Origin of the sequence: Thioclava sp. SK-1 (assembly GCF_001705665.1) — a bacterium.
Taxonomy (GTDB): Bacteria; Pseudomonadota; Alphaproteobacteria; order Rhodobacterales; family Rhodobacteraceae; genus Thioclava.
The window spans coordinates 94,492-120,309 of the sequence record NZ_MDHA01000053.1 but is presented as its reverse complement, the minus strand read 5'-3'; the positions used below and the strand labels follow the sequence as shown (position 1 = coordinate 120,309).

General features: G+C 56.8%; 20 protein-coding genes. 6 read left to right on the top strand and 14 right to left on the bottom strand.

The genetic code is table 11. The features are described from left to right. Nucleotides 1-30 precede the first annotated feature (30 nt). Entirely contained in the window at nucleotides 31-723 is a 693-nt protein-coding gene (locus tag BFP70_RS13090; RefSeq protein ID WP_066012095.1) for a DUF502 domain-containing protein, read from the top strand. 47 nt (nucleotides 724-770) lie between these two features. Here the strand turns inward: BFP70_RS13090 and BFP70_RS13085 are convergent, their stop codons facing one another. The 7 genes from BFP70_RS13085 to BFP70_RS13055 all read right to left on the bottom strand — a co-directional run bounded on the left by BFP70_RS13085 (nucleotide 771) and on the right by BFP70_RS13055 (nucleotide 9,007). After that, nucleotides 771-1,820, bottom strand: coding sequence for a patatin-like phospholipase family protein (locus tag BFP70_RS13085; RefSeq protein WP_066012094.1), 1,050 nt, complete (start codon nucleotides 1,818-1,820; stop codon nucleotides 771-773). Between the two features lie 157 nt (nucleotides 1,821-1,977). Continuing rightward, entirely contained in the window at nucleotides 1,978-2,454 is a 477-nt protein-coding gene (locus BFP70_RS13080) for an ureidoglycolate lyase (RefSeq protein WP_066012093.1), read from the bottom strand. Between the two features lie 97 nt (nucleotides 2,455-2,551). Further along, nucleotides 2,552-4,771, bottom strand: a complete 2,220-nt coding sequence (locus BFP70_RS13075) for a PAS-domain containing protein (protein ID WP_255356705.1) — start codon at nucleotides 4,769-4,771, stop codon at nucleotides 2,552-2,554. After that, nucleotides 4,771-5,937, bottom strand: a complete 1,167-nt coding sequence (locus tag BFP70_RS13070; protein WP_066012168.1) for an FIST N-terminal domain-containing protein — start codon at nucleotides 5,935-5,937, stop codon at nucleotides 4,771-4,773. Before BFP70_RS13070 ends, BFP70_RS13075 begins: the two co-directional genes overlap by 1 nt. A 27-nt stretch (nucleotides 5,938-5,964) precedes the next feature. Beyond that, the gene (locus tag BFP70_RS13065) at nucleotides 5,965-6,627 is read right to left on the bottom strand and encodes a response regulator transcription factor (protein WP_176715569.1); all 663 of its coding nucleotides are present in this window, start codon (nucleotides 6,625-6,627) and stop codon (nucleotides 5,965-5,967) included. Nucleotides 6,628-6,817: 190 nt separating this feature from the next. Next, entirely contained in the window at nucleotides 6,818-8,056 is a 1,239-nt protein-coding gene (locus BFP70_RS13060) for an aminopeptidase (protein WP_066012092.1), read from the bottom strand. A gap of 282 nt (nucleotides 8,057-8,338) precedes the next feature. After that, the gene (locus BFP70_RS13055) at nucleotides 8,339-9,007 is read right to left on the bottom strand and encodes a PEP-CTERM sorting domain-containing protein (RefSeq protein WP_066012091.1); all 669 of its coding nucleotides are present in this window, start codon (nucleotides 9,005-9,007) and stop codon (nucleotides 8,339-8,341) included. Nucleotides 9,008-9,329: 322 nt separating this feature from the next. On the opposite strand from BFP70_RS13055, the gene BFP70_RS13050 reads away from it, so the two are divergent. The 3 genes from BFP70_RS13050 (at nucleotide 9,330) to BFP70_RS13040 (ending at nucleotide 15,283) form a co-directional block, all read left to right on the top strand. Then, nucleotides 9,330-10,550: an exonuclease SbcCD subunit D gene (locus tag BFP70_RS13050; protein ID WP_066012090.1), complete on the top strand. Its 1,221-nt coding sequence runs from the start codon at nucleotides 9,330-9,332 to the stop codon at nucleotides 10,548-10,550. Between the two features lie 3 nt (nucleotides 10,551-10,553). Beyond that, nucleotides 10,554-14,282: an AAA family ATPase gene (locus BFP70_RS13045; protein WP_066012089.1), complete on the top strand. Its 3,729-nt coding sequence runs from the start codon at nucleotides 10,554-10,556 to the stop codon at nucleotides 14,280-14,282. 341 nt (nucleotides 14,283-14,623) lie between these two features. Further along, on the top strand, nucleotides 14,624-15,283 hold the full coding sequence (locus BFP70_RS13040) for an invasion associated locus B family protein (protein WP_066012088.1): 660 nt from the start codon (nucleotides 14,624-14,626) through the stop codon (nucleotides 15,281-15,283). A gap of 78 nt (nucleotides 15,284-15,361) precedes the next feature. Here the strand turns inward: BFP70_RS13040 and BFP70_RS13035 are convergent, their stop codons facing one another. From BFP70_RS13035 to BFP70_RS13020, 4 genes are read right to left on the bottom strand one after another with little or no spacing between them, the layout of a single operon-like run. Next, nucleotides 15,362-16,573 carry a beta-ketoacyl synthase gene (locus BFP70_RS13035; RefSeq protein ID WP_066012087.1) on the bottom strand — a complete coding sequence of 404 codons (1,212 nt, stop codon included), beginning with the start codon at nucleotides 16,571-16,573 and terminating at the stop codon, nucleotides 15,362-15,364. 3 nt (nucleotides 16,574-16,576) lie between these two features. Beyond that, nucleotides 16,577-16,855, bottom strand: a complete 279-nt coding sequence (locus tag BFP70_RS13030; protein WP_176715568.1) for an acyl carrier protein — start codon at nucleotides 16,853-16,855, stop codon at nucleotides 16,577-16,579. Between the two features lie 4 nt (nucleotides 16,856-16,859). Then, nucleotides 16,860-17,966: a UDP-3-O-(3-hydroxymyristoyl)glucosamine N-acyltransferase gene (locus BFP70_RS13025; RefSeq protein WP_066012086.1), complete on the bottom strand. Its 1,107-nt coding sequence runs from the start codon at nucleotides 17,964-17,966 to the stop codon at nucleotides 16,860-16,862. 48 nt (nucleotides 17,967-18,014) lie between these two features. Next, nucleotides 18,015-19,685: a murein L,D-transpeptidase gene (locus tag BFP70_RS13020; protein WP_255356704.1), complete on the bottom strand. Its 1,671-nt coding sequence runs from the start codon at nucleotides 19,683-19,685 to the stop codon at nucleotides 18,015-18,017. 304 nt (nucleotides 19,686-19,989) lie between these two features. Between BFP70_RS13020 and BFP70_RS13015 the strand changes: the two genes are divergently transcribed. Beyond that, entirely contained in the window at nucleotides 19,990-20,550 is a 561-nt protein-coding gene (locus BFP70_RS13015) for a DUF882 domain-containing protein (RefSeq protein WP_066012085.1), read from the top strand. 70 nt (nucleotides 20,551-20,620) lie between these two features. On the opposite strand, the gene BFP70_RS13010 is transcribed toward BFP70_RS13015, so the two are convergent. Continuing rightward, a complete protein-coding gene (locus BFP70_RS13010; protein WP_066012084.1) occupies nucleotides 20,621-21,493 on the bottom strand; it encodes an NAD(P)-dependent oxidoreductase in 873 nt (290 codons plus the stop codon). 116 nt (nucleotides 21,494-21,609) lie between these two features. Here BFP70_RS13010 and BFP70_RS13005 point away from each other — a divergent pair, with 116 nt between their 5' ends. Beyond that, nucleotides 21,610-24,066, top strand: coding sequence for a penicillin acylase family protein (locus tag BFP70_RS13005; protein ID WP_066012083.1), 2,457 nt, complete (start codon nucleotides 21,610-21,612; stop codon nucleotides 24,064-24,066). Nucleotides 24,067-24,158: 92 nt separating this feature from the next. On the opposite strand, the gene hflX is transcribed toward BFP70_RS13005, so the two are convergent. Both hflX and hfq read right to left on the bottom strand, forming a co-directional pair. After that, on the bottom strand, nucleotides 24,159-25,385 hold the full coding sequence (gene hflX / locus BFP70_RS13000; RefSeq protein ID WP_066012164.1) for a GTPase HflX: 1,227 nt from the start codon (nucleotides 25,383-25,385) through the stop codon (nucleotides 24,159-24,161). A gap of 70 nt (nucleotides 25,386-25,455) precedes the next feature. Next, on the bottom strand, nucleotides 25,456-25,689 hold the full coding sequence (gene hfq / locus BFP70_RS12995; protein ID WP_066012082.1) for an RNA chaperone Hfq: 234 nt from the start codon (nucleotides 25,687-25,689) through the stop codon (nucleotides 25,456-25,458). Between the last annotated feature and the right edge of the window lie 129 nt (nucleotides 25,690-25,818).

Sequence of the window (25,818 nt, the reverse complement as noted above, 5' to 3'; positions counted from 1 at the left end):
CAACCGCCCCTTACCTCCGGACCATTGCGTATGACCGATCAGCCACCGTCCACCCGCCGCCGTCCGTTTGCGGCGCTGCGGGCCTCATTTTTGACCGGACTGGTCGTCGTGGCCCCGATTGGATTGACCGCCTATTTGATTTGGACGGTCGCCGGTTGGGTCGATGGCTGGGTCTTGCCAATGGTCCCACATGAATTGCGGCCAGAGCATTATATCGGCGTGAACCTGCGCGGCATCGGTGTGCTGATTTTTTTGCTGTTTACGCTGATCGTTGGCTGGCTGGCCAAAGGATTCTTTGGCCGCGCCTTGCTGCGTATGGGCGAGGCGATCGTGGACCGAATGCCCATCGTGCGTTCAATCTATTCCGGCATCAAGCAGATTGCAGAAACGGTATTTTCTCAAGGCGAAGACAAATTTGACCGCGCCTGTATGATCGAATATCCACGGCCCGGGCTACAGGCCATTGCGTTCATTTCTTCCACCGCCAAAGGGGAAATTGCCGCGCAAGGCGATGCCGATGATCCGCTAATTTCGGTGTTCCTGCCCACAACACCTAATCCGACCTCTGGTTTTTTGCTGTTCGTTCCACGCTCGCAGATCACCTATCTGGACATGTCGGTAGAAGATGCCGCCAAGCTGATCATCTCGGCCGGTTTGGTCTATCCGGCGGATAAAACCAAATCGCCCGGCACCGCGCCTGCCTCCTTGCGCGCAGCGCGCTAAATGCGGCTGCGTGAAAGGAACAAAGCAGTTCAGCCACAAGCTTGCACTTACTGAAACAACGTTCGCAGATCGACAGAAGACCGGTGGCCCAGATCTCCACCTGAATTGTCCAGGAAAGTTTGTGCCGCAACCCGTCCAGCCTGTTTCAGCATGGCCAGCGTACCCTTGCCCGGCGTTACCTTTGACGCAGCCCCCAATTCCAGCATCACCTTGTCATCTGCCACCATATGGATCAGCACATCCTTCATAGATCCTTCAGGCAGACGTTTTTTAGAAATCAGATCACGTACGAATTGAATGGCGCGCAATTCCCGCAGCAATGAAGAGTTGAACGAGATTTCATTGATCCGCTCTTCGATCTGATCGGGAGTGTGGGGCACGTCATCACGCAGAAGCGGGTTGATATTGACGATAACCACATCACGCGGGAATTGCGGCTCAAACAATGGGAACAACGCAGGATTGCCGGTGTAGCCGCCATCCCAAAATGCCTCTAGCTTGCCAGTTTTTGGATCCTCGAATTCGATCGCACGAAACAGATTGGGCAAACAGGCGGAGGCCAGGATTGCCTGTGGCGTGACCTCGTCCCCCGCAAAGACACGGATTTTACCACTGCGCACATTGGTAGCAGAAACGAAAAACGCCGGGCCATCTTGTGCGCAAATATCGTTATATTCAAACCGGTTCACGATCCGCTCTAGGGGGTTGGTGTAGAATGGACCGGTGTCATAGGGGGACACAAGACGCGTCCATTGTTCAACCATTGCCGCAGGGGTGAAGGCTTCGACCCAGCGGTTTATCGTATCGGGAACAGGAAAAAGCGAAGAGACCCAGCGGCTGAGCCTGAGGTCGTTGACCTCGGACACTTGGGACCAAAGCCAATCCAGATTTTCCTTTGCTGCCTCGCGCCCGATGTGCCCTGCCCCTTTGGCCAGCCCCGATTTCAGCGCAGCGCCATTGAGTGCGCCGGCGGATGTGCCTGAGACCGCAGCAATCTCTAACCCGTCTTCTTCCAGAAATCGATCAAGAACGCCCCATGTGAAAGCGCCATGTGCGCCACCGCCTTGCAGGGCCAGGTTTATCCGTTTGGGCGTCATACAATGTCCTTTCACGCGGGGAGCGTGGGAAAGAGGGGCTCTGCCCCCGCCTCCCGAATGGGAGGCGTCCCCGGGATATTTCATGCAAGATGAAACTGTTGTGAACTTTCGTTCAAGTTATGGCGAATTGGGACTAGGTCAACGGGGTGGAGGTATGTCACGCATGGATGTGAACGGGCGCGATGGGATATTCCTCTAGATTTGGGCCAGCGCCAATCCTGTCGACCACGGCAAAAAGGCCAGGGTCGGCAAGCGGGGTCAGCACGCCGTGCCAGATATTGCGGTGAAAGTTAATCGCTTGATGGCCATTGGTGAGGAAAGCCTGCGGCGTGCCGGGAGTGTTTGCACTGTCAGGGGCGACGATGATCAAGAATGGGTCATTGCTCATGGGGATAAAGGCCTGACTGCCATTGGGATGGCGTTCGAGCAAAGTGCAGCTGTACGGCAGGCTGCGCGCATCGGCTTTGAACAAAGAAATTCCGAGGCGGCCGTCTTGCGCGCTGAGCTGCGCGAGATCATGAAACCGGCCACATTTCCCCTGATTGATGATTTTATCGGGATCGCCGCGGACCTCTAACACATCGCCAAAAGGTGCGAATGCGGTGGCGGTGAGGGGAGAGGCTGTAATATCCATGGGCAAGTCTTGTGCTAAGGCGGTGAACCCTATCAAGACCCCAGCACGGCAGGCCGTGCAAGACCCAAGGTGGTGATTGAACCGAATAATCCCTGTATTATCCTTGGCCTGACAAGAAACGCGACAAATCATCCGCTGGGATCGGTTTATGTAGTACATTGATCTGATGGGTGGCCGCCAGAAGGTGCAGAGCCTCGCTGCGGTTGGCGGTGACCAGACGCACACTGACATCCCCCATCGTCACGCGCAGTTTCAAGATCAGTTCGATACCATCCATCCCATCGCCCAGCTGATAATCGACGAGATAGAAATCTGGCTCGATTCCAGTTTCGCTAAGCAGCTCCAGCGCGTCTTCGGCGGAGGGGACATCGAACACATCAAGCCCCCATTTCTCTAGGAGCTGTACCATCGCGCGCGACAGGTCGGAATCATTTTCCACCAAAAGCACGGTACGATCATGGGTTTGCGGCTCGGTTGATGGGGGGTGGCCGATGTCATCAAAGGGAACAGCGGGCAGACGTGGTGCAGGCTGCAGACCCACGCTGAATGTGGAGCCCCGCCCGGGCGCGGAACGCAATTCCAGTGGGTGGTTCAGCACGGCCGCCGCGCGTTCAACAATGGCAAGACCCAGCCCCATCCCCTCGGACGCGGAGGCGCGGGCATTGACCCGGTGAAATTCGCGGAAAATCAGGTCTTGGTCCTCTTCGGCAATGCCGGGGCCACTATCACGTACCTGCAACGTCAGCCGCCCGGCACGTTTGCGCAACACCACAAGAATGCGCCCGGTCTGGGTGTAGCGAATTGCGTTTGAGATCAGGTTTTGCAAGATCCGGCGCAGATAGCTGCGATCAGAAACAACCACCTCGTCACATGGTTTTACGCATAGTTGCAACCCTTTAAGCCGTGCGATGGGGGTGAATTCATCGCGCAATGCCGCCAGCATCGGCGCCAGGGCGACAGGGCCGGGTTCTACCGAAACCTTACCCGATTCAAGGCGCGAAATATCGAGCAATGCGCCCAAAATCCCTTCGACCGAGCCAAGCGCATTTTGCGCCTTTTCCAATGTTGTGGCGGCCTGCGGACTTGTGACCTCATCAGACAGGGAAGCCATATAAAGCTTGGCGGCGGAAAGCGGCTGCAACAGATCATGACTGGCGGCTGCCACGAAGCGCGCCCGGGACGCATTGGCGCGTTCGGCCCGGGCCAGCGCATCTTCCAGCTCTAATGTGCGGTCCAGAACGCGTGCCTCCAGCGTGTCTTTGGCGCGCGACAGTTCCATCATCGCATGACGTTCAGACGTGACATCGGAAAGCGACATGACAAAGCCGCCGTCAGGCAGCTCTTGTGCGAAGATTTCGTAAATTTGACCGCCTTCGCGGCTGACTTCCATCTGGAAATTATCGCGCCGGCGCACGCGGCGCACCCAATCTGCCAACCGATAGGCCGATAGGCCATGCGGAAAGACGAATTGATCGCGCACCTGCTCCAGCAACGCATCAAAATGCATCCCCATCCGCAACCGGTTGCGCGGCAGCAGCAAGAAATCCGACAGGAGCGCATTCCAACCCAGCAATTGCAACCGGGCATCAAAAATACAGACGCCCAATTTCAAATGTTCCAATGTAGCGCGCAAGATCTTGGCCTGATCATCGAGCAGCCGACCACGCTCTTCGCGTTCCCGGCGCAAAAGATCCGTGACCTCGGTTTGCAAGATCACCGTGCCGCCGTCTTGGGTGCGATGTTCCGAGACCTGAATCCAGCGATCATCGCCCATATGCTGATTGAAGATGAAATGATGCTCTTCATGGCGGCGTTTGCGCATATCCACCCAATCAGCGCGCGACATCCCTTCAGGCATATGCAAGAAATCCGATTGCGACACGCATTGCAGATAGGCCGCAAAGCTGAGGCCCGGTTGTAATTGTGCGCGCACGTCGGTCAGCAAGGCATTAAAGCGCGAATTGCACATCACCAGCACGTCATTGGCATCAAATAAGGCAAAGCCTTCGCGCACCGTTTCAATCGCAGAGGCCAGGTTCTGTCGCGCTGTTTCCGTTTCACGCGATGCATCGGCAAGTCGGGCGTTGGACGCGTTAAGCAGATCAAGCGCGCGTTCCAGATCGCGGGTGCGTTCGCGCACCTGTTCTTCCAGCATCGCAGCGCGCTGAAACTGTGCGTAGCCCTCTGCCCCTTCGGTTGAGAGCGATTCCGAATGCCGGATCAGCGAGCTGGCAATCGCCAGCAGCTTTTCGTTTTGTCGTTCCAGACTGTCTTCAGGGGCCAGAAAAGACCGCATCAGCTCATTGCGAAATTGCATTATGCCTCCTGCTCAGGCGGGTAAAAGGCGATGCCGGTCAGGGTTTGGTTGACATGCATCGCGCCGATCTGTTCGCCATAGGTGGAAAAACCTCGAACATTGTGATGGGCTAAAATTTCGGACACTTCGCGGGATTTTTGCCGGCCTTCGGCCTCTATCCTGCGGAAAATACAATCAAATCCCAAGATCGCGGTCGGCGGCACCGGGCGCGACAACCGTGTCAGTTCGGATTCTAGATGTGCGGCCATATCCTGGGGCTCTGACAGGGTCAGGATCAGCCCTTCGTCGATCACTGCGAAAAAGATCAGCGATTCATCCGGCCCAACCTCCCGGATTGCACGGGCATGATGGCGCCCCCCTGCCTGCACCAATAACGGTCGGGACGCAAAGGTGAATGACGTCAGCTCGGACACCGTCATGCCAAGCTGGCGGGCATATTCACGCGCTGCGGGTTCGTCATTTATCCGCAGCGCCGCCCGCGCCGCGGTATCTGCGCGTGTCACGACCATGCGCTGTTTTGACGGGCGCATATGATCCAAAGAGAAGATCCGCACCGGGCAGCTGGATCGGACCAATGTCACAATCGCCGCGCGCTCCGATACCCGGCCATCCAACGACACCTGCGCATTGCGAAACCGTTCTCCATCCCCCGCTGATCCGCCAAAAACCGGCATTGGGCCAAGCCCACCTGCAATCGCCGCCACCAGCGCATCTTCTTGCCCAGACAGCCCATCGGCCATCAGAATGGCAAATTCCTGCTCCATCGTTCCGGCCCTCCGCGCAAGGGCCTGTCTTGAATGCACAAGCCGTTCGATCAGCCGGCGCGCATTCAGACGATCAATGTTTTCTATCAGCACAGTTTCGGTTTCAAACCCTGCAACGGGTAAGGCAAAGGCCACAACGCTGCCCTGTGCATATCCGTTGCTGCCGATTTCCCCCGCCGTCGAACATCCCGCGATCACTGCACCGGGGCAATGCCGCCGCAAGGTTCGTGTTAAAATGCCCAAATCCAGATCTGGGCTGGCAAATACAAAAACCTGCGCAAACAGGTCTTTACCAAGCTGCTCGGCCAATGCCGCCGCAGGGTTGGCAACATCACCCGTAACGCTTGCGCTGGCAGGGCTGCACGCACCTTGGCGCGCCGCACGAAGATCCGGCTCGTTCATTGTCATCTCACTCCTCCCGGAGCGATCTTAGCTTGGTCGCCAGCCCTCCGGCAATGGCGTTGTGGATTGCGCTTCACGGGCCAAAAGCACGGCCTGCGTGCGCGAATACACACCAAGTTTGCGCATGATTGCCGTGACATGCGCCTTCACTGTTGTTTCTGCGATCGACAAATCATAGGCGATTTGCTTATTCATCTTTCCTTCGCAGATCTGCTCCAAGATCCGCGCCTGCTGCCGCGTCAACTGACTAAGGCGGCGAATGGCCTCATCTTGCGGATTCAAGTTTGGACTTTCGTTCAATGCCTCTTCCCCCGTGGATTCAGGCATGAATGTCTCACCACGGGAGATGGTGTTAAACGCCACACGGAACAGCTCTCGTCTGGAGTGTTTGGGAACAAACCCAGCCGCCCCGGCAAGGATGGTAGAGCGGATCACGCGCGGCTCATCAATCGAAGACACAACGACAATCGGCAGATCCGGCGCGGCCTGTCGCAGGCGCATCAACCCGTCCAACCCATTCACATCAGGTAGATTCAGATCTAAAACGATCACGTCGGGCCGAGGGCTGCGAGATAAATTGTCCAAAGCAGCGGCGATGGTTTCGGCATGCACAACGGTTTCAATTCCGGCAACCGATTGCAACGTCATCGCCAGCGCATCACAAAACAGCGGATGGTCTTCGACAATCATGGCCGATCGAAAGTCGGCTTTGGAACAAGCCGGTCTAGGGTCGGGCATAAGGGTCATCACATTACTCTCCGCTAAGGGCTCAGCCCAACCCTAGCAGGGGAGCACTGGACCGCACTACTGCCAAAAGGTCTTGGTTTGCGAAAAGGCCCTGCGCCCGGCATAATACACCATACCGGGCGCAAGCTTTATCTTAGACCCAGCCGCCATTGCGGAACACCGCGACACGGGTTCCATCTGCGCGAATGCCGTCAATATCCGTCTGTGGGCCGCCGATCATCCAATCCACATGGATCATAGAGGTATTGCCACCTTTTTCCGCGATCTCTTCTTCGCTTAGGCTGGCACCGTTCAGGAAGCATTTTGAATAACATTGCCCCAGGGCGATATGGCACGCGGCATTTTCGTCAAACAATGTGTTGAAAAACAACAACCCGGAATCCGAGATCGGAGAGCGATGCGGCACCAAAGCCACCTCCCCCAGCCGGTTCGCGCCCGGATCGGTCTTGATCAGCTCTTGCAATACGGCCTCGCCACGGGTTGCGCGTGCCTCTATCGCCTGCCCATCCTTAAAGGTCATTTCGATATTCTCGATCAAGCTCCCCTGATGGGACAATGGCTTGGTCGCACGCACCGTGCCATTGATCCTGACTGCATGGGGGGTGGTGAACACTTCTTCTGTGGGCATATTCGGATTGCAGGTCACACCGTTTTGCGCCATCGATGCGCCGCCGTGCCATTCGTGATCATCCGCCAAGCCAACGGTCAAATCTGTGCCCGGGCCGGTGAAATGCAATGCCGAGAAGCGCTCATCATTGAGCCATCTTGCCTTGGCATGCAGTGTCGCGTTATGCTCTGCCCAGGCGGCAACAGGATCAGGCGTATCAACCCGGCTTGCCGAGAAAATCGCATCAGCCAGCTTTTTGACCGCGGCGGTATCGTCCAACTCCGGAAACATACGCTTGGCCCAGGCCACTGTAGGATAGCTGACGATGGTCCAATTGATCTGGAATGTCGAAATCTTCTCCAACGCGGGTTTATAGGCAATGGAATTCGCCTTCCCTGCCCGCGCGACCTTTGCCGGATCGCACTCAGACAACAGCATCGGATCTTCGCCCACGATGGCCATGCGCGCGGCATTGCCCTCATAGGCTTTGGCCATGCCCTGATACAGCCAATCCGCAGCCTTATCAAAGCTGTCATCGTTGGCGTTTTCATAACGTGCAATCGCGCATTGCCCATCCGACAGAAGCGGCGTGACAAGTCCCGCCCCCGCGCGATAAGCCACGGCCACAATGCGGCGTACCAGCGGCAACGCCTCTACTGGGGCGGTGATGATCAGATCCTGACCAGGTTGCAAATTGACCCCGGTTTTCACAGCCGCCTCCGCAAGGCGGTCAAGATGGGCGCTATCAAATGGCAAATCGGTCATCGGCTTCTCCTTTGGTCTTTGCGCGCCACGTTCTGCTTTGGCACCAAAACAGTCAAGCCGATGAGAAACGTTATCCGTAAGAATGTTACCGCCTTTTTCATGCATCTCTGCCGAAATGGCGCAACCTAACGGACGCCACAATCGCGTTTGGCGTCCATTCCGGTATGATCAGGCTGTCACTGACGGCATTAATATATAGCCATTTCCGGTATACGCCGCCCGGCAGCGCCGGGGGCGAACACAGGGTCCTATGTCAACGGAAAACACCCTATCATAGGGATGTCAGGATTTGTCAGACAACGCCACCTTGCGCCGCGATTTTCGCGAGGACATCCATACCCCACACAGCAACGCCCCGCCCAGCAATGGCAAGGTTGCCGGCACTGGCACAGGTGGTAATGGCGAATAATCGGGATCAGAGGTAATCACTAATTTGGCGTAATCAATCGCATAACCATCTGATCCACTTGTGGTGTCGGGCATATAGGTCAAAAGAAAGCTATCTGATCCCCCCAGATATGACAGGTCGACATCGAAACGGTTCAATGCCGTTGTGAAAACCGCATCCAGCGGAGAGGTGATCGACCCGATCGAGGCCCCGTTCACCCCAACATCCCATCGTCCAAACCCATCTGCCATGCCACTTGTCATGATCTCAAAATATGCCGAGGTCGCGTCAGTTGGTAAAAGATTCCCAAACCCGAAAGATAGCGCGGATGTGGAGGCCCCTGGGGTGTTGGTGATGAGCCATTGATCCGTATAGGCCGGGTCAGACGCCGATGCGGCATTGAAAGAATACCCGGTGCTTTCGCCCACGGCGCCGGGCACCGTGCGCCCACCAAACCCATCAATATCACCATATAGATAGCTGACCATCGTGGCCGATTGCGCTGCAGTTACTGACATTACAAAACACGTCACACAGGCCGAAACTTTCACCAAGTTGTTCATTATGTCTCTCCCTAACGCGATTCACGTTGAGGTTGAGCATTCTCCTAACAAGGTTAATTTAATGATAATTATTCCTGATTGAGCCGGGAAATTTCTCGCCCGTTGCCGCCCACAGACCCCAGTGGATACGCAAGGTTGCCAACGGTCAAAGGCGCAGGCCACACAGGACCACGCCTGGATACCTCGATAGGAACAAGTTTCCCTACACCCTGTCGGGCAAACAGGTTAGGAATGGCAATCAAATGGCCATCACCTTTAAATTGCTGCACAAAACATTCTTCAGCCAACCACAAAAGCCCGTTCGATCAAGAAAGACTGAACCATGCGCGCATTGCACACAGCCGACTGGCATATTGGCCAGACCCTAAATGGTTGGTCCCGCGAGGCGGAGCACAGCCGGTTTTTCACCGCGTTGACGCAGGTGTTGGTAGATGAACACATTGACCTGATGCTGGTCGCTGGCGATATTTTCGACACAACCAACCCATCGGGCGAAAGCCAGCGGCTGTTTTATCGCACGATGGCCGCAATCAAGACGCGGCTTCCGAAATTGAAGATCATTTTGACCGGAGGAAATCACGATCCTGCGCTGCGCCTGGAAGCGCCCAGTGACCTGTTAGACAGTTTTGATATCCATACCATCGGCACGGTACATCGCCGCGACGGGCTGCCCGACCTTGACCGTCATCTGATCCCCGTGCCCGGCCCCGATGGGGCGCCCGCGCTTTATGTCCTTGCCATACCGTTCTTACGTGCCGCGGATCTGACCGGCCTGCGCTTTACCAATGACGCAGGCGATGGAACTGTGATTGATGCCGCGCGCCAGTTCCATACACAGCTGACAGCTGCAGCACTGGCGCGTGTGGGAGCGTTGCCGCTGATCGCAATGGGGCATTTGCATTGCACGGGCGGGCTGGAATCAGAAGGGGCAGAACGGCGCATCCTGATCGGGGGATCCCATGCTGTGCCGCCCGATATCTATCCGCCACGCATTGATTATGTGGCGCTGGGCCATCTGCATGGGCCGCAATCGCTTGATGGCGGTCGTGTGCGTTACAGCGGGTCATGTTTCCCGCTATCAGCATCGGAAATTCGCTATGACCATGGGGTGACGATCCTTGATATCGATGGGCGCTCGCTTTGTGCCACGCATCATCCCATGCCTCTGCCTGCGCCGGTGCTGCGCCTCCCTACCAATGGGGCGATGACGCTTGCGCAGCTACACACCGCCTTAGCGCAGATTGAACCGGTTGAAGATGTCAATCTGCGCCCGCTTGTCTATGTGGAGCTGCTGGCAGAAGACGCTCCGGCGGTGATGATGGGGCGCGCAGAAGCTGCTTTGCGCGACGCGCCGGTACGCACGGCTGGGATCCGCATTCACCGCCCTACAGGTGACGACACCGACGCCACACCCGCCCCGTGCATGTCGCTGGCACAGACTACGCCAGAGGCGTTGTTCACCCGTGCCTTTGAAACAAAAAACGGTTTTCCCCCCGAAGATCGCCACCTTGCGGCCTTTCGCGATGTTCTGGCAGAGGTGTAACTGATGCAAATCCTGACCATTCGGGGCGAAAATATCGCCAGCCTTGCAAAGCCCTTTGAAATTCAACTGGATGAAGGACCGCTTGCAAGTGCCGGTTTTTTCGCAATTACCGGTGAAACCGGCGCAGGGAAATCCAGCCTTTTGGACGCGATGTGCCTGGCGCTTTATGGCGATTGTCCGCGCCTGTCGGGCAGTGGCACCCGCGAGGCAGTGGACGATATAGACGGCACGGCGCTGCGTGCAACCGATGCGCGGATGGTTCTGCGCCGTGGGGCTGCGCGGGGCATGGCCGAAGTGCGTTTTCGCGCGGTCGATGGGCAGATCTATACTGCGGGCTGGGCCGCCCGGCGCGCCCGAGACCGAATTGATGGGCGCCTGCAGGCGGTGGATCGCAGCCTGATCCGCGACAGCGACGGCGCAGTGTTGGAAAGCCAATTGTCCAGGGTCAATGACCGCGTGACCGAGCTGACCGGCCTGACCTATGACGAATTTCGTCGCACAGTATTGCTGGCCCAAGGGGATTTTGACGCCTTCCTATCCGCCCAGACAGGTGAACGTGCGGCGATCTTAGAGAAAGTGACCGGCACCCAGATCTATCGCGACATTTCACGCCGGATTTATGACCGCAACGCCGCCGCGCAAACCGCGCTGACCACGTTAGAAACCCGACACGGCGAACATCGCCTGCTGACACCGCAAGAACGCGAAGTCCTCAGCCATGACACCGAAACGCTGCGCCAAGATCAGACCCATGTGGCCACAGATATGACACAGGTGGCTGCGGACCTGGCCTGTTACACTGCGCAAGACGCTGCCCGCATGGCCCATGAGCGTGCACAGGCACGGGTTATACAGGCCAAGGCCACGGTGGATGGGCTGGCGGATCAGCAGACCTGGCTGGCCGAATGGGACCGCGCCCAGACCCTGCGCGGAGAGCTGCGCGAAGATCACGCAGCCAAAACGGCCTTGCAGGAGGCAACCCAGGCCTACGCCAGTCAAGCCGCATCCCATAATCGGCAGCACGAAACACAACAGGCTATGGCGGAACAAGCCCGCATAGCGCAGCTTCGGCTGGATCAACTGGAAGAACAGTTCAAGGCGCTCGGCCCCGATTGGACCAAGGCAGAACAGCTTGACAGTCAGTTGAGCGTCGCAAATGACGAGGTCTTGCGCGCAAAGAACGATGTCGCCCAGTGCAAACTGACAGCGCAAAAATCACAAGGCGCGCTAAACACACTGGAGGCCGAAAACAGTGAACTGGATAACACTGTGCGTCGCGCGCGGCAGAATTTGCACAGCATCCCAGGTTACGATGTCTTATTGTCAACATGGAACACGTTAGAAGACAGGTTAACAACCCGTATTGACGCCATCGACCGGCGTGACCATGCCATGAAACAGCGTACGACACTGTTGGCCGACAATGATACCCAAAGCCGCGCGCGCGATCAGGCCCAAAAAGAGGTCGAAGACATTAAACAGCGCCGGGAAGGTTTTCGGCGCCAACTGGCTAGGCAACAACCGGAACGTCTGCGACTACAGGCGAGCGCACCGGCGCAGGCTCTGGCGGCCCTGACGCAGCAGATGATGGATCTGCGCAGCCTGAAACAAACCGTCGACCAACTGCGCGCGGCCGATCGCGACTTGGCTGACAGCACGCAGCGCCAAACCGCCGCACAGCAGGCACGGGCAGCAGCCGAAGCAGATCACCAACGCCAGACCACCGCATTCAATCGCTCCGAGCACCAGATTGAGGCGCTGACCCAACCGGTTGCCTCTGCTGACGCCGCAGTGAGCCAAGAGGCCGACCGGCTGCGTCAACATCTGCATCCCGGCGCCCCCTGCCCGGTTTGCCACGCGACCGACCATCCCGTTCAAGATGATACCGCGCTGTCGCGCCTTGCCCAAGAGCTGCGCGATAAGATGCAGGCGGCCAAAACAGCGCAGAACATGGCGCAAAACGCGTTACATGACGCCCATGCACGGTGCCAAGAGGCTGCAACCATTTTGTCGCGCGAACAGGCGCTGTTACCAGAGCTGAAGGCAAAAATCACTGCCCTTGAACAAGAGCACGCCGACCAAATTGAACAGCTTCGAGGCGTGGCGCTGTCCGATTTGCCGCGGGATCCGCGCGTCCCTGATGCGGCCTTCACAGCCTTGTTTGCCGCTCTGCAACACCGACGCCCCGCGCTGGAGGCCGATCTTGATCTCTTGAATCAGCTGGACGCGGCCCATCACGAACTGAACGCCAAGAATGACACCGCGGCCGCACGACAAGCGGAACTCGCAGATCAAATTACTTCATTGACCGCGAAACTGGCTGAATATGAGGCGCAAGCCGACACATTGGCGCGTGACCGTGACACGGCCGAACGTGACATTCAGGCGCAAACACCCCGTCTGACCCCCGACCTAAAAGCACTTGGCTTGACCCCACAGGCCTTTGATGCCGATGGGACCGCTCATCTTGACGCGCTGCGCAAAACTGCCCGTAAAGCCGTGCATTTGCAGCGTGAGATCACCCAGACCGAACAGGCGCGCACTGATCTTTTGCCACAGCTTAGTCAGGCCCGAAGCAACGCCCAGACATTGGCCGAACAGGTGCACCAGGCACAGGAATTGCGCGACGCGCGCGCCGCCGCCCGTGACGATGTGCGAGACCAACGCACCGTATTACTGGATGGGGAGGCAACCGGGCCACATCGCACCCGCCATAACGAGGCCCGCAAAACCGCCCAGAGCGAAAATGCGCAAGCGCAGAAAAACCATGCGCAGGCACAGGCTGACCTGGCGCAATTGGCGGGCGGGCTGACGGCTGCGCAAACCACATTGACCCGCTCCACCAAGCGCCAAACTGATGCCGCGGCCGCTCTGTCACACGCCTGCTCTGGTGCCGGGTTAGAGCTGGCGAACGTTCTTGCATTGCACAGTATAGATGCTGATGTCGTCACCAGCCGCCGCAACGCATTGAAGGCCGCAGAAAGCGAGTATGTCGCAGCCCGTGGCGCCCAAGACGAAAGACAGCAAGAGCTTACGGCCCTTCAGGACGCCGGCCTTCCACAGATCCCGCGCGACGACCTGATCACGCGGAAAGCTGAATTGGAACAGCACGCCGCTGATTTGAACCAAAAGCTGGGCCGCTTAACAGAGCGACGCGAGGCAGATGAACACGCGCGCAAGGCACTGTCCGGTTTGGAAGAGCAGATTGATGCGGCGCGCAAGCTGGCCGACACCTGGACCGCGATCAATGACTCTATCGGCTCTGCCCGCGGGGACCGTTTTGCGCAGATCGCCCAAGCCGTCACACTGTCGATGCTGGTGGAACGGGCCAACCTCCATCTTGACCAGTTAAAGCCGCGATATCAGCTTGCCGTTGCCGATCAGGATTTGGCCCTTCATGTGATTGACCGCGATATGGCGGGCGATATCCGCCCCAGTCGATTGCTCTCCGGCGGGGAACGGTTCCTTGTGTCCTTATCGCTTGCACTGGCGTTATCGGGCATGGGCACGCGCGGTGCACTGGCTGGCACATTGTTCATCGATGAAGGGTTTGGCAGCCTTGATGCGGAATCGCTCGATCTGGCGATTGACGCGCTGGAACGGCTGCAGGCACAAGGCCGCACAATCGGCGTGATTAGCCATGTTCAGGCGATGAAAGACCGGATCCCGGTGCAACTGCAAGTTACTAAATCCGGTGGTGGCGCAAGTGAAATCGCACTTCGTATCGTTTAGACGCCAACGGCCCTATCTGGGCCAAACTTAGGTATGTAAAGATTGTTGACGCTTCTGTGAAACCGGATTAGCATTTGTTCCAATAATGATCGGCAAGTCCGACAGGGGTAATACAGGAAAAGCTGCGCCAACGCGCGGCTTTTTCTTTGCACAGCGAGTTATTTTTTGCCTGCTATCGCGCCATGATGCCCAGGATATGCGAGACAGCTTTCACAAAAAATTGGGTACTGGCCCGGCGAAACTACGCATGAACAAAGGTTTTCGCCGCTGACACGCGCTGTGCCGCATGTTAAACGTTGCCGCGACGGCCCCATTTCGGGCCATAGAAGGACAAAGGTGCCATGACTGATCTGACGAAACCTCTTTCCCTCGTGTTAGCCCTCGGCCTGACAGCCAGCACGGCCTTTGCGCAAGATAGCGCGACCCCTGACGCCCCGGCAGCGCAAGCCCCAGCGGCCGAAGCTCCAGCACCTGCAGATGATGCGGCGCAGGCAACATCTGGCGAAACACCCGCCGCAGATACGAATACGCCGACTGAGGATGGTCCTGGAACCACTTATGAAGGTGAGACATTTGGCGATTGGGGCCTGCAATGCATGCGCACCGAAGGCGGGACCGATCCGTGCCAAATGTATCAGCTTTTGAAAGATCAGAACGGCAATAGCATCGCAGATATCTCGTTGTTCCCACTGCCCGAAGGTGGCCAGGCCGTGACCGGAGCAACGGTGATGGTGCCGCTTGAAACGCTGTTGACGCAGAACCTTGTGATGCAGGTCGATAGCTCTGAGCCGCGCATCTACCCCTATACATTCTGTGCACGCAACGGCTGCTACGCCCGTATCGGCCTAACCGCAGCAGAGCTGGCCGGGCTGAAACGTGGAAATAAAGCAACGTTGACATTGGTTCCCGTGCAAGCGCCTGACCAAAAAGTCACCGCGACTGTGTCACTGACCGGGTTTACGGCAGCTTATGATGCCGTCACCGCTTCAGCGGCAAAATAATCATAGTATAATGCAAAAAGCCGCCCTGAATTAAGGGCGGCTTTTCAGTGTCTTATGACCCGTATCTAATGTCAGATATCACCCAAAACGACGCAGGGCCAAAACAGCATTCATCCCGCCAAAAGCAAAGGCATTGGACAAAACCACATCTACCTTTGCGTCACGCGCCGTATTGGGAACCACATCCAGATTACATTCCGGATCCGCCAAGTCATAGCCGATTGTCGGCGCAATAACCCCATCACGCAACGCCATGATGCATGCCAGCAGCTCCACCGCGCCTGTGCCACCAATACAATGCCCATGCATCGCCTTGGTTGAGGACACCATCACATGATCGGCTGCGCCGCCCAATGCACTGCGAATTGCAGCACATTCGGTGCGATCATTCGCAGCCGTCGCCGTGCCATGTGCGTTGATATAGCCCACCTGATCGGGCGAGACGCCGCCATCGCCCATCGCCCCGATCATAGCACGCGCCGCACCATCCGCGGATGGCATCACAATGTCACCTGCGTCAGAGCTCATTGAAAAACCAATGATTTCGGCAAGAATTTCGGCCCCGCGCGCGGTCGCATGCTCCAAGGTTTCCAGCACAAAAACACCAGCGCCCTCGCCCTGAACCATCCCATCACGGGATTTGGCAAAGGGACGACAGCCGGTTTTGGACATCACACGCAGCCCTTCCCAGGCCTTTAGCCCGCCAAAGTTGAGCATAGAGTCCGATCCGCCTGTCAGCATCCCATCCGCCATGCCAGAACGGATCATCTGAAACGCCAACCCAATCGCATGGTTAGAGCTGGCACAGGCGGTCGCCACTGCAAAGCTGGGCCCCTGCAACCCCCATTCCATAGACAGATGCGACGCGGCCGCATTGTTCATCAACCGCGGAACCGTGAACGGGTGAACCCGGTTTTTCCCGTCTTCGAACACCGTCTTAAACGCATCATTTATCGTGCTATTTCCGCCGCCCGCTGTGCCCATAATGGCGCCCCAGCGGGTCGGATCGCCCGGTATCTGGGTCATGCCGGCCTGCGCCATCGCTTGGCGCCCGGCGACCAGCGCGAATTGCGCGAACGGGTCCAGCAAAGGCAATTTTCCACGCTCAAAATGTGCGGCCGCTTCAAAGCCATGCACCTGCCCGCCGATCCCAATCTGCAACCGGTCAGCGTCTGGAAAGGTCAATGGGGTCAGCCCGCAAACACCATTGGCCATCGCAGTCAACGTCGAAGCCACATCGGCACCTAGCGCATTGACCGTTCCTGCCCCGGTGATGACAACGCGCCGCATAGGTTAAGCTAATGCCTCGCGTGGTTCGCCGCAAATCATCCGCTCTACCGCGCGCACAATTGCGCCCACGGAAGAGGTATCGAAATCCGTCTGTGTCGGCTCATTTGCATTGAAAGGCACTGAAATATCAAAGGCTTCTTCGATGGCAAAGATCATCTCGACAAGCCCAAGACTGTCCAGCCCCAGCTCATCAAGTGTCATATCCGGTGTCACTTCACCCGGTTCAAGAACCGCCTCACGGGCGATGATCGAAATGATTTGTTCCTGCACGTCCAACCTCATCGGTCTATTGCTCCGTGCCATCCTTTTGCGCCAACTCTGCAACAGTTTTACGAAGCTCTGCAAGTTGTGCAAACATTCTTGGAAGGCGACGAATATTTTTTCGCGCTTCGACCTCGGTCTCCATTTTCACGGCCGGGCTCCCCCAAACCGTGCGCCCATCGGGAACGCGCGAATAGATATTGGTCCCACCTGCGGCAATCACATCATTGCCCACGGTGATGTTGTCGCTCACGCCCACCTTGCCCGCCAATACAACGCGGTCACCAATCACAGAGGAGCCGGCCACACCGGATTGACCGCATAGCAGGCAATCCTCGCCAATGCGTACATTATGTCCGATATGTACCAGATTGTCGATTTTCGTGCCACGTCCAACCTGCGTGGCCCGCACGGTGCCCCGGTCAACCGTGGCATTCGCACCGATTTCCACGTCATCTGCAATTTCCACGGTGCCCAAAGAGTGAATTCGCACCCATGATTGTTCACGGATTTCTTCACGTTTCCCAAGACTTGCACGGATTTCTTCTACCCCGGACTGCTCGGGCGTGACATAGGAGAACCCGTCGGCACCAATGACCGCATTCGCATGGCATGTGAACCGATCACCGATCACCACGCCCGCGCCAATCCGCGCCCCTTGATAGATCAGGGCATCGGCCCCAATGTGCGCGCCTTCTGCGATAGAAACATGTGATAAAACACGGGCTTGCGGGCCTATCTTTACATCACGTCCGATGATCACAAACGGACCGATCGCTGCCCCATCACCCAATATGGCGCTGGGGTCAACGATTGCTGTCGGATGAATGCCCGGTGCAATATCAGGCCCGGGATCGAACGCCTTGGACAGGCCTGCCATCGCCAGTCGCGGGCGCGTCACAAAGATTGCCGCCTTCAGCCCATAGGCCTGCGCATCTGCACCATCCCACAGGATCGCAGCGCGCGCCTGGCCCTTGGCCAGACCATCTGCATATTTCGGATCCATCGCCAAGGCGATCTGATCTACCCGCGCCGTTGAGGGCTCTGACGCGCCGGACACAACAATCGACACATCCCCAACAGCGCGCGCCTGCAGCGCTGTTGCAATCATTTCAACGGTAACCTGCGCCATAGCTATGCCTTTCGGATCGTTTGGCGCACGGTGGCACCCATACCCGATTTAATTCGACAAGGCGGCAGTTTCCACCCCGGCCTTTATCAAACCATCATAAAGCGCCGCATCACGGCCATAGACATCGCGACGATATTCCATCTTACCACGCGCTGTTGGCCATGCTGTGAAATACACCAAATGAACGGGAATGGGATTTTCAAGAAAAACAGTGGCTTCTTTGCCAGTCTTCAGAATACGCTGGAACTCTGCCTTGGGGTCATCGCTTTGCGGCGCCAAAAGTGCATAAGCAAATTCAAACGGTTTTCCAACTCGCACACACCCATGGCTGAACGCGCGAACTTCTTTGTTAAACAAGGATTTCGACGGCGTATCATGCAGATAGATGTTGTATTTATTCGGGAACAGGAATTTCACCAAACCAAGCGCATTCCGATCACTTGGCGGTTGTTTCATCGAATATGGGAAGTTTCGTGCGTTATATTGCGCAAAATTCACTGAGGCTCGCGGAACGACTCGCCCACGACTGTCCAGCAGGTCCAACTGCCCCGCCGCATTGCGATTCTTCTGCATCATCGGCAGATATTCTTTGGTCACGATAGAGCGCGGCACATACCAGCTTGGATTGATGACCATCTTCTCCATCGTGTCCGAAAACTCGGGCGTGCGGCGGTCGGGAACATCTTGCCCCACCACCGTGACCGATTGAAAGCTGGTCTTGCCATCATCAATGATCCGAACCGAAAAATCCGCGATATTCACCCAGATATGGCGCTGGCCCAGCTCCAGCCCATTCAGCCAGCGCAGGCGTTCCAACGCGACAAGGATGGATTTCATTCGCGCGTCGGGGCTTTGGTTGATCTCTGCCAGGGTGCTGGTACCGGCCACACCATCTGCGATCAGCCCCAAATCAATCTGATATTGCTGTACCGCTTTTTGCATCGCGTCATCATAGCTGGCCGTCGCGCTGCGGTTCAAATACCCCATGCGCTGCAAACGGTCGCGCAATGCAATCACTTGGGTCCCACTGTCACCCGGGGACAGTTTTTTGCCTGGAACCGTTGGCCCCCAGCCGCCCGTTTCAATCTGCGTTTGCAGATCCAGCCTCGCCTTGATCAGCTGCGCATATTGCGGGCTTTTAGGCGCCAAAGAATGCAAGAACTGCATCGGATCGTCAGCATCGGCCAAGGCCGCAATCAAATCCGCGCTGGGGCGGCGGATAATGTCACGCACGATTGTCGGATCAATCTTATGGGGCTCAAGCACCCCATTCGTGACGTCATGTGCATACATCAGATAGGCGCGCGACATCTGCGCCTCTAGCAGCCCGCGTTCACGTTCGGATCGCAGGGCATGAAATTGTGCACGAAGGCCCGCTGCATCATAGCGCGCGCTTGGCAATCCCTGAGACGCGGCCACATCAAGAGCCCGAAACAGCGCGGCCCGGCGCGCAGTATCTGCGCCGCTTGTCCAGAGCGGCGCATAATCGCGTTGGGCATAAAAGTCAGCCAGCGCATCGTCAGATGCCGCCCCCTCTGCCACGGCTTGCACGAATCCGGGCAATAAAACAGCGGGCACGGACATCGCCCCCACGCTGACTTGTCCGCCCATCTCTGGCTGCGCGACGGCCGCCGTTGCTGAAACTAGTAAACTAACCGTTAAAAAATGTGCGGTCACAACCGTTTTAAAATGCGTCGATGTCAGTCTTGTACGTGCCATGACCATTCACCCCGTAAAAATAACGTAATCCCCAATTGCAGAAGTCACCAATTCTGGGCGCAAAGTCCATAGGCCCGCAAGATATAGTGGCGAAACATGGCAGGAATGCCGCAATCCATAAATAAAAGGCATGCAGAACGGGAATTGAGCGAAAAACTGCCGATTTAAGGAAGAAGTCACACTCTCGTGGGAATCTTGGTTGGCTCATTGCCACAGCCGTGCCATAACTCAGTCACCTTCTGGGGATAAGTCTTGGATAAGCCGTCAGTTGAGCGGCACGATAGAACAGCAGAACAGGCAAAAAATGACCGATATGAATCTTACACGTCGCGGTATTTTGGGCGCATTCGCTGCAACAGTGGTCACTGCGGCGCCGACAATGTCAAACGCGTTTGGCATTCTTCGTGGCGCAGGTGATATCCGACGTATCCGAATGTATTCAGGCCGCACCGGGGAGACCATCGATACAATCTATTGGATCGAAGGTGACTATATCGGTGAAGCTTTGGATGAGATTACGCATTTTATGCGCGATTGGCGCACCAATACGCTTAAACCCATTGATCGGCGCACCATCGACATTGCAGCAGCATCGCATAATCTGATGGATGTGCATGAACCCTACATCATGCTATCGGGCTATCGGTCGCCCAAGACCAACGCGATGTTGCGTTCACGGTCTTCCGGCGTTGCGAAACATTCGCTGCATATGGTGGGACAGGCTGCGGATCTTCGGTTGAAATCCCGCTCTGTCAACCAGATGTTCAAGGCGGCAAGCGCCTGCAGCGCCGGTGGCGTTGGCAAATATTCCGGCTCCAATTTTGTGCATATGGATTGCGGTCCAATTCGCACTTGGGGATCGTGATCGCCCTGATCATCCCCGCATCAAACGTGTAAAACAGGCCGCGCCAGATGACGCGGCCGTTTTTGTAACGTTAGGACAATTTGCGAAGCCGCGCGATCAAGGCAGAGGTATCCCAACGCCCGCCATCCATCGCCTGCACATCTTTATAAAACTGATCCACAAGCGCGGTCACTGGCAGGGGCGCACCGATCTCTTCGCCTGTCGTCAGGCAAATATCTAAATCCTTGCGCATCCAATCCACGGCAAAGCCAAAATCAAAGTGGTTTTTTGCCATCGTCTCATGTCGGTTTTGCATCTGCCAACTGCCTGCAGCACCTTGTGAAATCACCTCAACGACCTCTGCAATCGACAACCCGGCTTTTTCAGCAAACAAAAGGGCCTCGGACAGGCCTTGGACCAATCCCGCAATTGCAATCTGATTGGCCGATTTACACAGCTGTCCCGCACCGCTGTCACCCAAGCGGCGGCATATTTTTGCATAAGCATCGATCACCGGGGCGGCCGCGTCAAAATCCTTCTCCGCCCCGCCGCACATCACTGACAGCACACCGTTTTCCGCCCCCGCCTGACCGCCCGAAATCGGCGCATCCACAAAGCCCAGTCCCAGGCCCTTCGCCGTTTTTGCGAGCTCTCGGGTCACCATCGCGGAAACGGTTGTGTGATCGACCAAAATCGCGCCCGGTTTCATGCCGTCAAACGCGCCGGCGGGACCGGCGCACACCGCGCGCAAATCGTCGTCATTGCCCACACAGGTCATCACGAAATCCGCATCCTGTGCCGCCTCGGACGGCGTGGTGCCAAAACGGCCGCCAAATTCATTCACCCAAGATTCGGCCTTGGCCGTGGTGCGGTTATAGACAGACAGATCATGTCCGGCTTTGACCAAGTGCCCAGCCATCGAATAGCCCATCACGCCCAGTCCCAAAAATGCTACCTTTGCCATGCTGTCTTCTCCATGTCTCGCGCAAACGCGCGTTGAACCCACGTCGTCATTGACTTAGTAAATCGCTCAATCGTGGCGTCAACAGCCAGACCCAATTCACAATCGTCGGAGCCCGCATGTTTTCAGTATTCCGTTGGATGGTCCGACTGATCTCCGTGGCGTTGATGGCGCTAATGCTTGCAGGGATCGGCGTATGGTATTTCGGTTCACGGTCTTTGCCCGATTATGATGCCAATTACACCGTCAGCGGTATTTCAGCCCCGGTAGAAATCGTGCGATCCACTGAAGATGTGCCGCATATTTTCGGCAAAACGGATGCGGATGTGTATTTCGCACTTGGATTGGCCCATGCGCAAGATCGCTTGTGGCAGATGACAATGCTGCGCCGCACAGTGCAAGGTCGCCTGTCCGAGGTTTTTGGCCAGGAAACCCTGAAAACGGATGAGCTGATGCGCCGTCTGGATCTGTATTCCGCTGCTGCTGCTTCTGTCGCGGCACAAGACCCACAGACCCGCACTGCATTGGAGGCCTATTCCGCTGGCGTCAATCAATGGATTTCTCTGGTAAATGACGGCGCAATGGGGCGCGGCGCACCGGAATTTTTTCTTTTCGACAACACGGTCTCCTATTGGAGCCCGGCGGATTCCATCGCGATCCTAAAGCTGATGGCGGTGCAACTGAATACACAGATTTCTCGCGAAGTTTTGCGCGCGCGCGTGTCATTGCTTGATAAAGCCTGGCCCTCAGATCTGTTGCCCGAGATGCCCGGACAGGGGGTGATCGCCCTGCCCGATTACGCGCAAATGTTCCCACAGGTGCCACGGATCAGCCGCTCTGCTACCATGGTACCGGCTTTGTCACCCTTTGCGCCCAATGGCTTGGCCGGAGCATCCAACGCCTGGGCTGCCGCGCCATCGCGGTCAGCTGCCGGTGGGTCGCTTTTGGCCAATGATCCCCATCTGGCGCTTAGCGCGCCCTCCATCTGGTATCTGGCCCGCTTACAATTGCAATCTGGCGGGGTGATCGGCGGTACAATCCCCGGTGTTCCAGTGGTGATTACCGGACGCAATGCGCAGCTGGGCTGGGGCGTCACATCGGCTTATGTTGATGATCTGGACCTGCATATTGAGGAGCTGAACCCCGGACAAAAGGACCGCTACCGCACGCATGACGGGTGGAAAGATTTCAAAACCCGGCGTGAAATCATTCGCATCAAAGATGCCGAACCGGTTACGATCACCTTACGTTGGACGGATAACGGACCGGTTTTGACTGGCGGGCATTTCAACCTGGCCACGGTAACGCCGCCCGGCTCAGTAATTTCGGCCAACTGGACCGCGCTGGACCGCGCCGACACCTCGCTTAGCGCGGCCATGAAGCTGATGCAGGCAGGCACGATTGATCAGGCCGTTGCCGCTGGCGCTGAATATATCGCGCCAGCGCAGAACCTGATTTTGGCGGATCAGACGACCGTTGCGATGGTCACGATCGGAGCGATCCCGAAGCGTGATCCAAACCACCAGACCAAAGGCATGATGCCCAGCCCCGGCTGGCAAAGCGAAAACAAATGGCAAGGGTATATGCCTTATAGCAGCAACCCGCGGGTGGAACGCCCAGAAGGTGGTATTGTCATGAATACAAACAACAAAACCATTGATCGCCCTTTCCCCAACCACGTCAGCTATGATTGGGGTGACAGTCAGCGCGTGCTGCGTCTAAGCCGCCTGATGGGCCAACGAGAGGTGCATTCACGCGAAAGCTTTATCGCGGCGCAATTGGATGATGTCTCACCCGCTGCGCGTGGATTGCTGCCGCTTGTAGGGGCGAATTTGTGGTTCACGGGGCAGCCTGCGCCGGATGGCACACCAGAGCGGCTGCGCCAACGCGCATTGGAATTGCTGGCCGCCTGGGATGGAGAAATGTCGGAGCATTTGCCAGAGCCGCTGATCTATGCCGCTTGGATGCGTGCCTTGCAAAATCGCCTGATCCGCGATGAGTTGGGACCGTTGGCCACGGAATTCACCCGGCTGGAACCGCTGTTCATCGAACGCGTGTTCCGCAACACTCAAGGGGCGGCGCATTGGTGCGATGTGATCCAATCCGCGCCTAAAGAAAGCTGTTCAGACATCGCGCGGATCGCGCTGGACGACGCGTTGCTGACGCTGGAAGAGCGGTATGGCCGTAATGTTGAAAGCTGGCGCTGGGGGGATGCCCATGAAGCGCTGCAAGATCATCCGGTGCTAGGCCGTGTCCCGTTGGTCCGATGGTTGGTCAATATTCATCAATCGACCTCGGGCGGGGATTTCACATTGATGCGTGGCGCAACGCAAGGTCGCGGCCCGAACCCGTTTGCGAATGTCCATGCTGCAGGATATCGCGGCGTTTATGATTTTGCTGATCCTGATAGCTCGGTCTTTGTGATTGCGACGGGCCAATCGGGCCACCCGTTCTCACGCCATTATGACGATCTGTCAGAGCTGTGGCGGCGCGGCGAATATATCCCGATGTCATTGGATCCCCAATTGGCGCGGGCCGCAGCCGCCGGCATCACCACACTGACACCCGCGCCCTGATCCCAGCGTATCAAGGCCAACGGGTTTAGCATAAAACATGCCGCCCCTTGTCCGGGCAGCATGTTTTTATTTTCGTCAATAATAACAGCGCATTATAATGCGGTAAAACGGGCCTTCTGCGTCGGCGTCCAATTCACATCTAAACGCCAGCCGGTTTTTGTCTGACTTTCGTTACGCACCACATTTTGGGCATGAAGCCACGCATGGCCTCGCCCATTTGCAAAAGGCAATTCCAGGGTCTCATCCAGACGCTCTTCGCCCAAACGCTCTTCGATCTCGGTCAAAAGCGCCTCAAACCCATCCCCTGTCAGGGCAGAAATCGCGCGGATATGCTCATGGCGCGTGGCTTGCAACTGCACTGCCTCACGCTCACTTTCAGGCAGCTGATCGATTTTGTTCCACACCTCGATCGACGGAACATCCTCATCAATACCCAGCTTGCTAAGGATCTCTTCGACATCTGCGGATTGCGCATCGGTTTCCGGGTGCGAAATATCGCGCACATGCAAGATCAGATCAGCTTCCAGCACCTCTTCCAGGGTTGCGCGAAACGCCGCAACAAGCTCTGTCGGCAAGTCCGAGATAAATCCAACCGTATCAGACAAGATCACCTTGCGCCCTGATGTAAGCGTAATGCCGCGCATCGTCGGATCCAATGTGGCAAACAGCATGTCTTTCGCCATCACCTCTGCCCCGGTCATCTTATTGAACAGAGTGGATTTTCCAGCGTTAGTATAGCCAACCAGCGCAACAATGGGGAACGGAACCTTACGCCGTGCCGCCCTGTGCAATTCGCGTGTTTTTACAACCTTGGCCAATTGTCGGCGGATACGCACGATCTGGTCATCAATCGCGCGGCGGTCGGCCTCAATCTGGGTTTCGCCGGGTCCACCAACAAAACCAAGGCCACCACGCTGACGTTCCAAATGTGTCCATGCTCGCACAAGCCGTGTGCGCTGATAGCTTAGCGCAGCAAGCTCCACTTGCAGCACACCTTCACGGGTGCGGGCACGATCGGCAAAAATCTCAAGAATCAACCCGGTTCGGTCAAGCAGCTTAACGCCCCATTCCTTTTCCAGATTGCGCTGCTGCACCGGGGTGACGGATCCGTCTACCAACACAAGGCCGATCTCGGCCTCCTGCAACCGCAGCCGCAGCTCCTCCATTTTGCCAGTGCCGAACAGATGGCCCGGATGGGGCTTGGGCAAGCGCACCACCTCAGAACCGATCACATCAAGACCAGGCAATGCCGCCGCAAGCGATACCGCCTCAGCCAAGCCATGTTCGGGCAAACGCCGACCGCCCGCACCCCGTGTCATATCGGGATGCAGGACCCAAGCGCGCGTTAGCGCCGTTTCCGTAGAAAGTGTTTCACTCACAGCGGGTTACTCAATCGTCGCCTTCATATAGCGAAATCGGCTGACCCGGCATGATGGTCGAAATTGCATGTTTATACACCAGCTGGCTTTGACCATCGCGACGCAAAAGCACGCAAAAATTGTCAAACCAGGTGATAACACCTTGCAATTTAACCCCGTTAATCAGGAAAATAGTGACCGGTACTTTGGTCTTGCGAACATGATTCAGAAATGCGTCTTGCAGGTTCTGTTTATCGGCAGCCATATTATTCTTGCCTTTATTCTTGTGCGTCCGGGGCGTTATTCGCCCTCTGCCACCAGTATGGGCGAATTATCAGGAGATTCCAGCCCCAAAATCAGGCAGCTGCAGCGGATGCGCAAAAGCCACAGGTTT

Bases quoted from the DNA above. Each gene is read 5' to 3' on its own strand.
- BFP70_RS13010 (WP_066012084.1), bottom strand. From the start codon at position 21,493: ATGGCAAAGGTAGCATTTTTGGGACTGGGCGTGATGGGCTATTCGATG.
- hfq (WP_066012082.1), bottom strand. From the start codon at position 25,689: ATGGCTGCCGATAAACAGAACCTGCAAGACGCATTTCTGAATCATGTT.
- hflX (WP_066012164.1), bottom strand. From the start codon at position 25,385: ATGACACGGGGTGCGGGCGGTCGGCGTTTGCCCGAACATGGCTTGGCT.
- BFP70_RS13050 (WP_066012090.1), top strand. From the start codon at position 9,330: ATGCGCGCATTGCACACAGCCGACTGGCATATTGGCCAGACCCTAAAT.
- BFP70_RS13060 (WP_066012092.1), bottom strand. From the start codon at position 8,056: ATGACCGATTTGCCATTTGATAGCGCCCATCTTGACCGCCTTGCGGAG.
- BFP70_RS13045 (WP_066012089.1), top strand. From the start codon at position 10,554: ATGCAAATCCTGACCATTCGGGGCGAAAATATCGCCAGCCTTGCAAAG.
- BFP70_RS13055 (WP_066012091.1), bottom strand. From the start codon at position 9,007: ATGAACAACTTGGTGAAAGTTTCGGCCTGTGTGACGTGTTTTGTAATG.
- BFP70_RS13040 (WP_066012088.1), top strand. From the start codon at position 14,624: ATGACTGATCTGACGAAACCTCTTTCCCTCGTGTTAGCCCTCGGCCTG.
- BFP70_RS13080 (WP_066012093.1), bottom strand. From the start codon at position 2,454: ATGGATATTACAGCCTCTCCCCTCACCGCCACCGCATTCGCACCTTTT.
- BFP70_RS13090 (WP_066012095.1), top strand. From the start codon at position 31: ATGACCGATCAGCCACCGTCCACCCGCCGCCGTCCGTTTGCGGCGCTG.
- BFP70_RS13030 (WP_176715568.1), bottom strand. From the start codon at position 16,855: ATGAGGTTGGACGTGCAGGAACAAATCATTTCGATCATCGCCCGTGAG.
- BFP70_RS13005 (WP_066012083.1), top strand. From the start codon at position 21,610: ATGTTTTCAGTATTCCGTTGGATGGTCCGACTGATCTCCGTGGCGTTG.
- BFP70_RS13015 (WP_066012085.1), top strand. From the start codon at position 19,990: ATGACCGATATGAATCTTACACGTCGCGGTATTTTGGGCGCATTCGCT.
- BFP70_RS13085 (WP_066012094.1), bottom strand. From the start codon at position 1,820: ATGACGCCCAAACGGATAAACCTGGCCCTGCAAGGCGGTGGCGCACAT.
- BFP70_RS13065 (WP_176715569.1), bottom strand. From the start codon at position 6,627: ATGATTGTCGAAGACCATCCGCTGTTTTGTGATGCGCTGGCGATGACG.
- BFP70_RS13070 (WP_066012168.1), bottom strand. From the start codon at position 5,937: ATGAACGAGCCGGATCTTCGTGCGGCGCGCCAAGGTGCGTGCAGCCCT.
- BFP70_RS13020 (WP_255356704.1), bottom strand. From the start codon at position 19,685: ATGGCACGTACAAGACTGACATCGACGCATTTTAAAACGGTTGTGACC.
- BFP70_RS13035 (WP_066012087.1), bottom strand. From the start codon at position 16,573: ATGCGGCGCGTTGTCATCACCGGGGCAGGAACGGTCAATGCGCTAGGT.
- BFP70_RS13075 (WP_255356705.1), bottom strand. From the start codon at position 4,771: ATGCAATTTCGCAATGAGCTGATGCGGTCTTTTCTGGCCCCTGAAGAC.
- BFP70_RS13025 (WP_066012086.1), bottom strand. From the start codon at position 17,966: ATGGCGCAGGTTACCGTTGAAATGATTGCAACAGCGCTGCAGGCGCGC.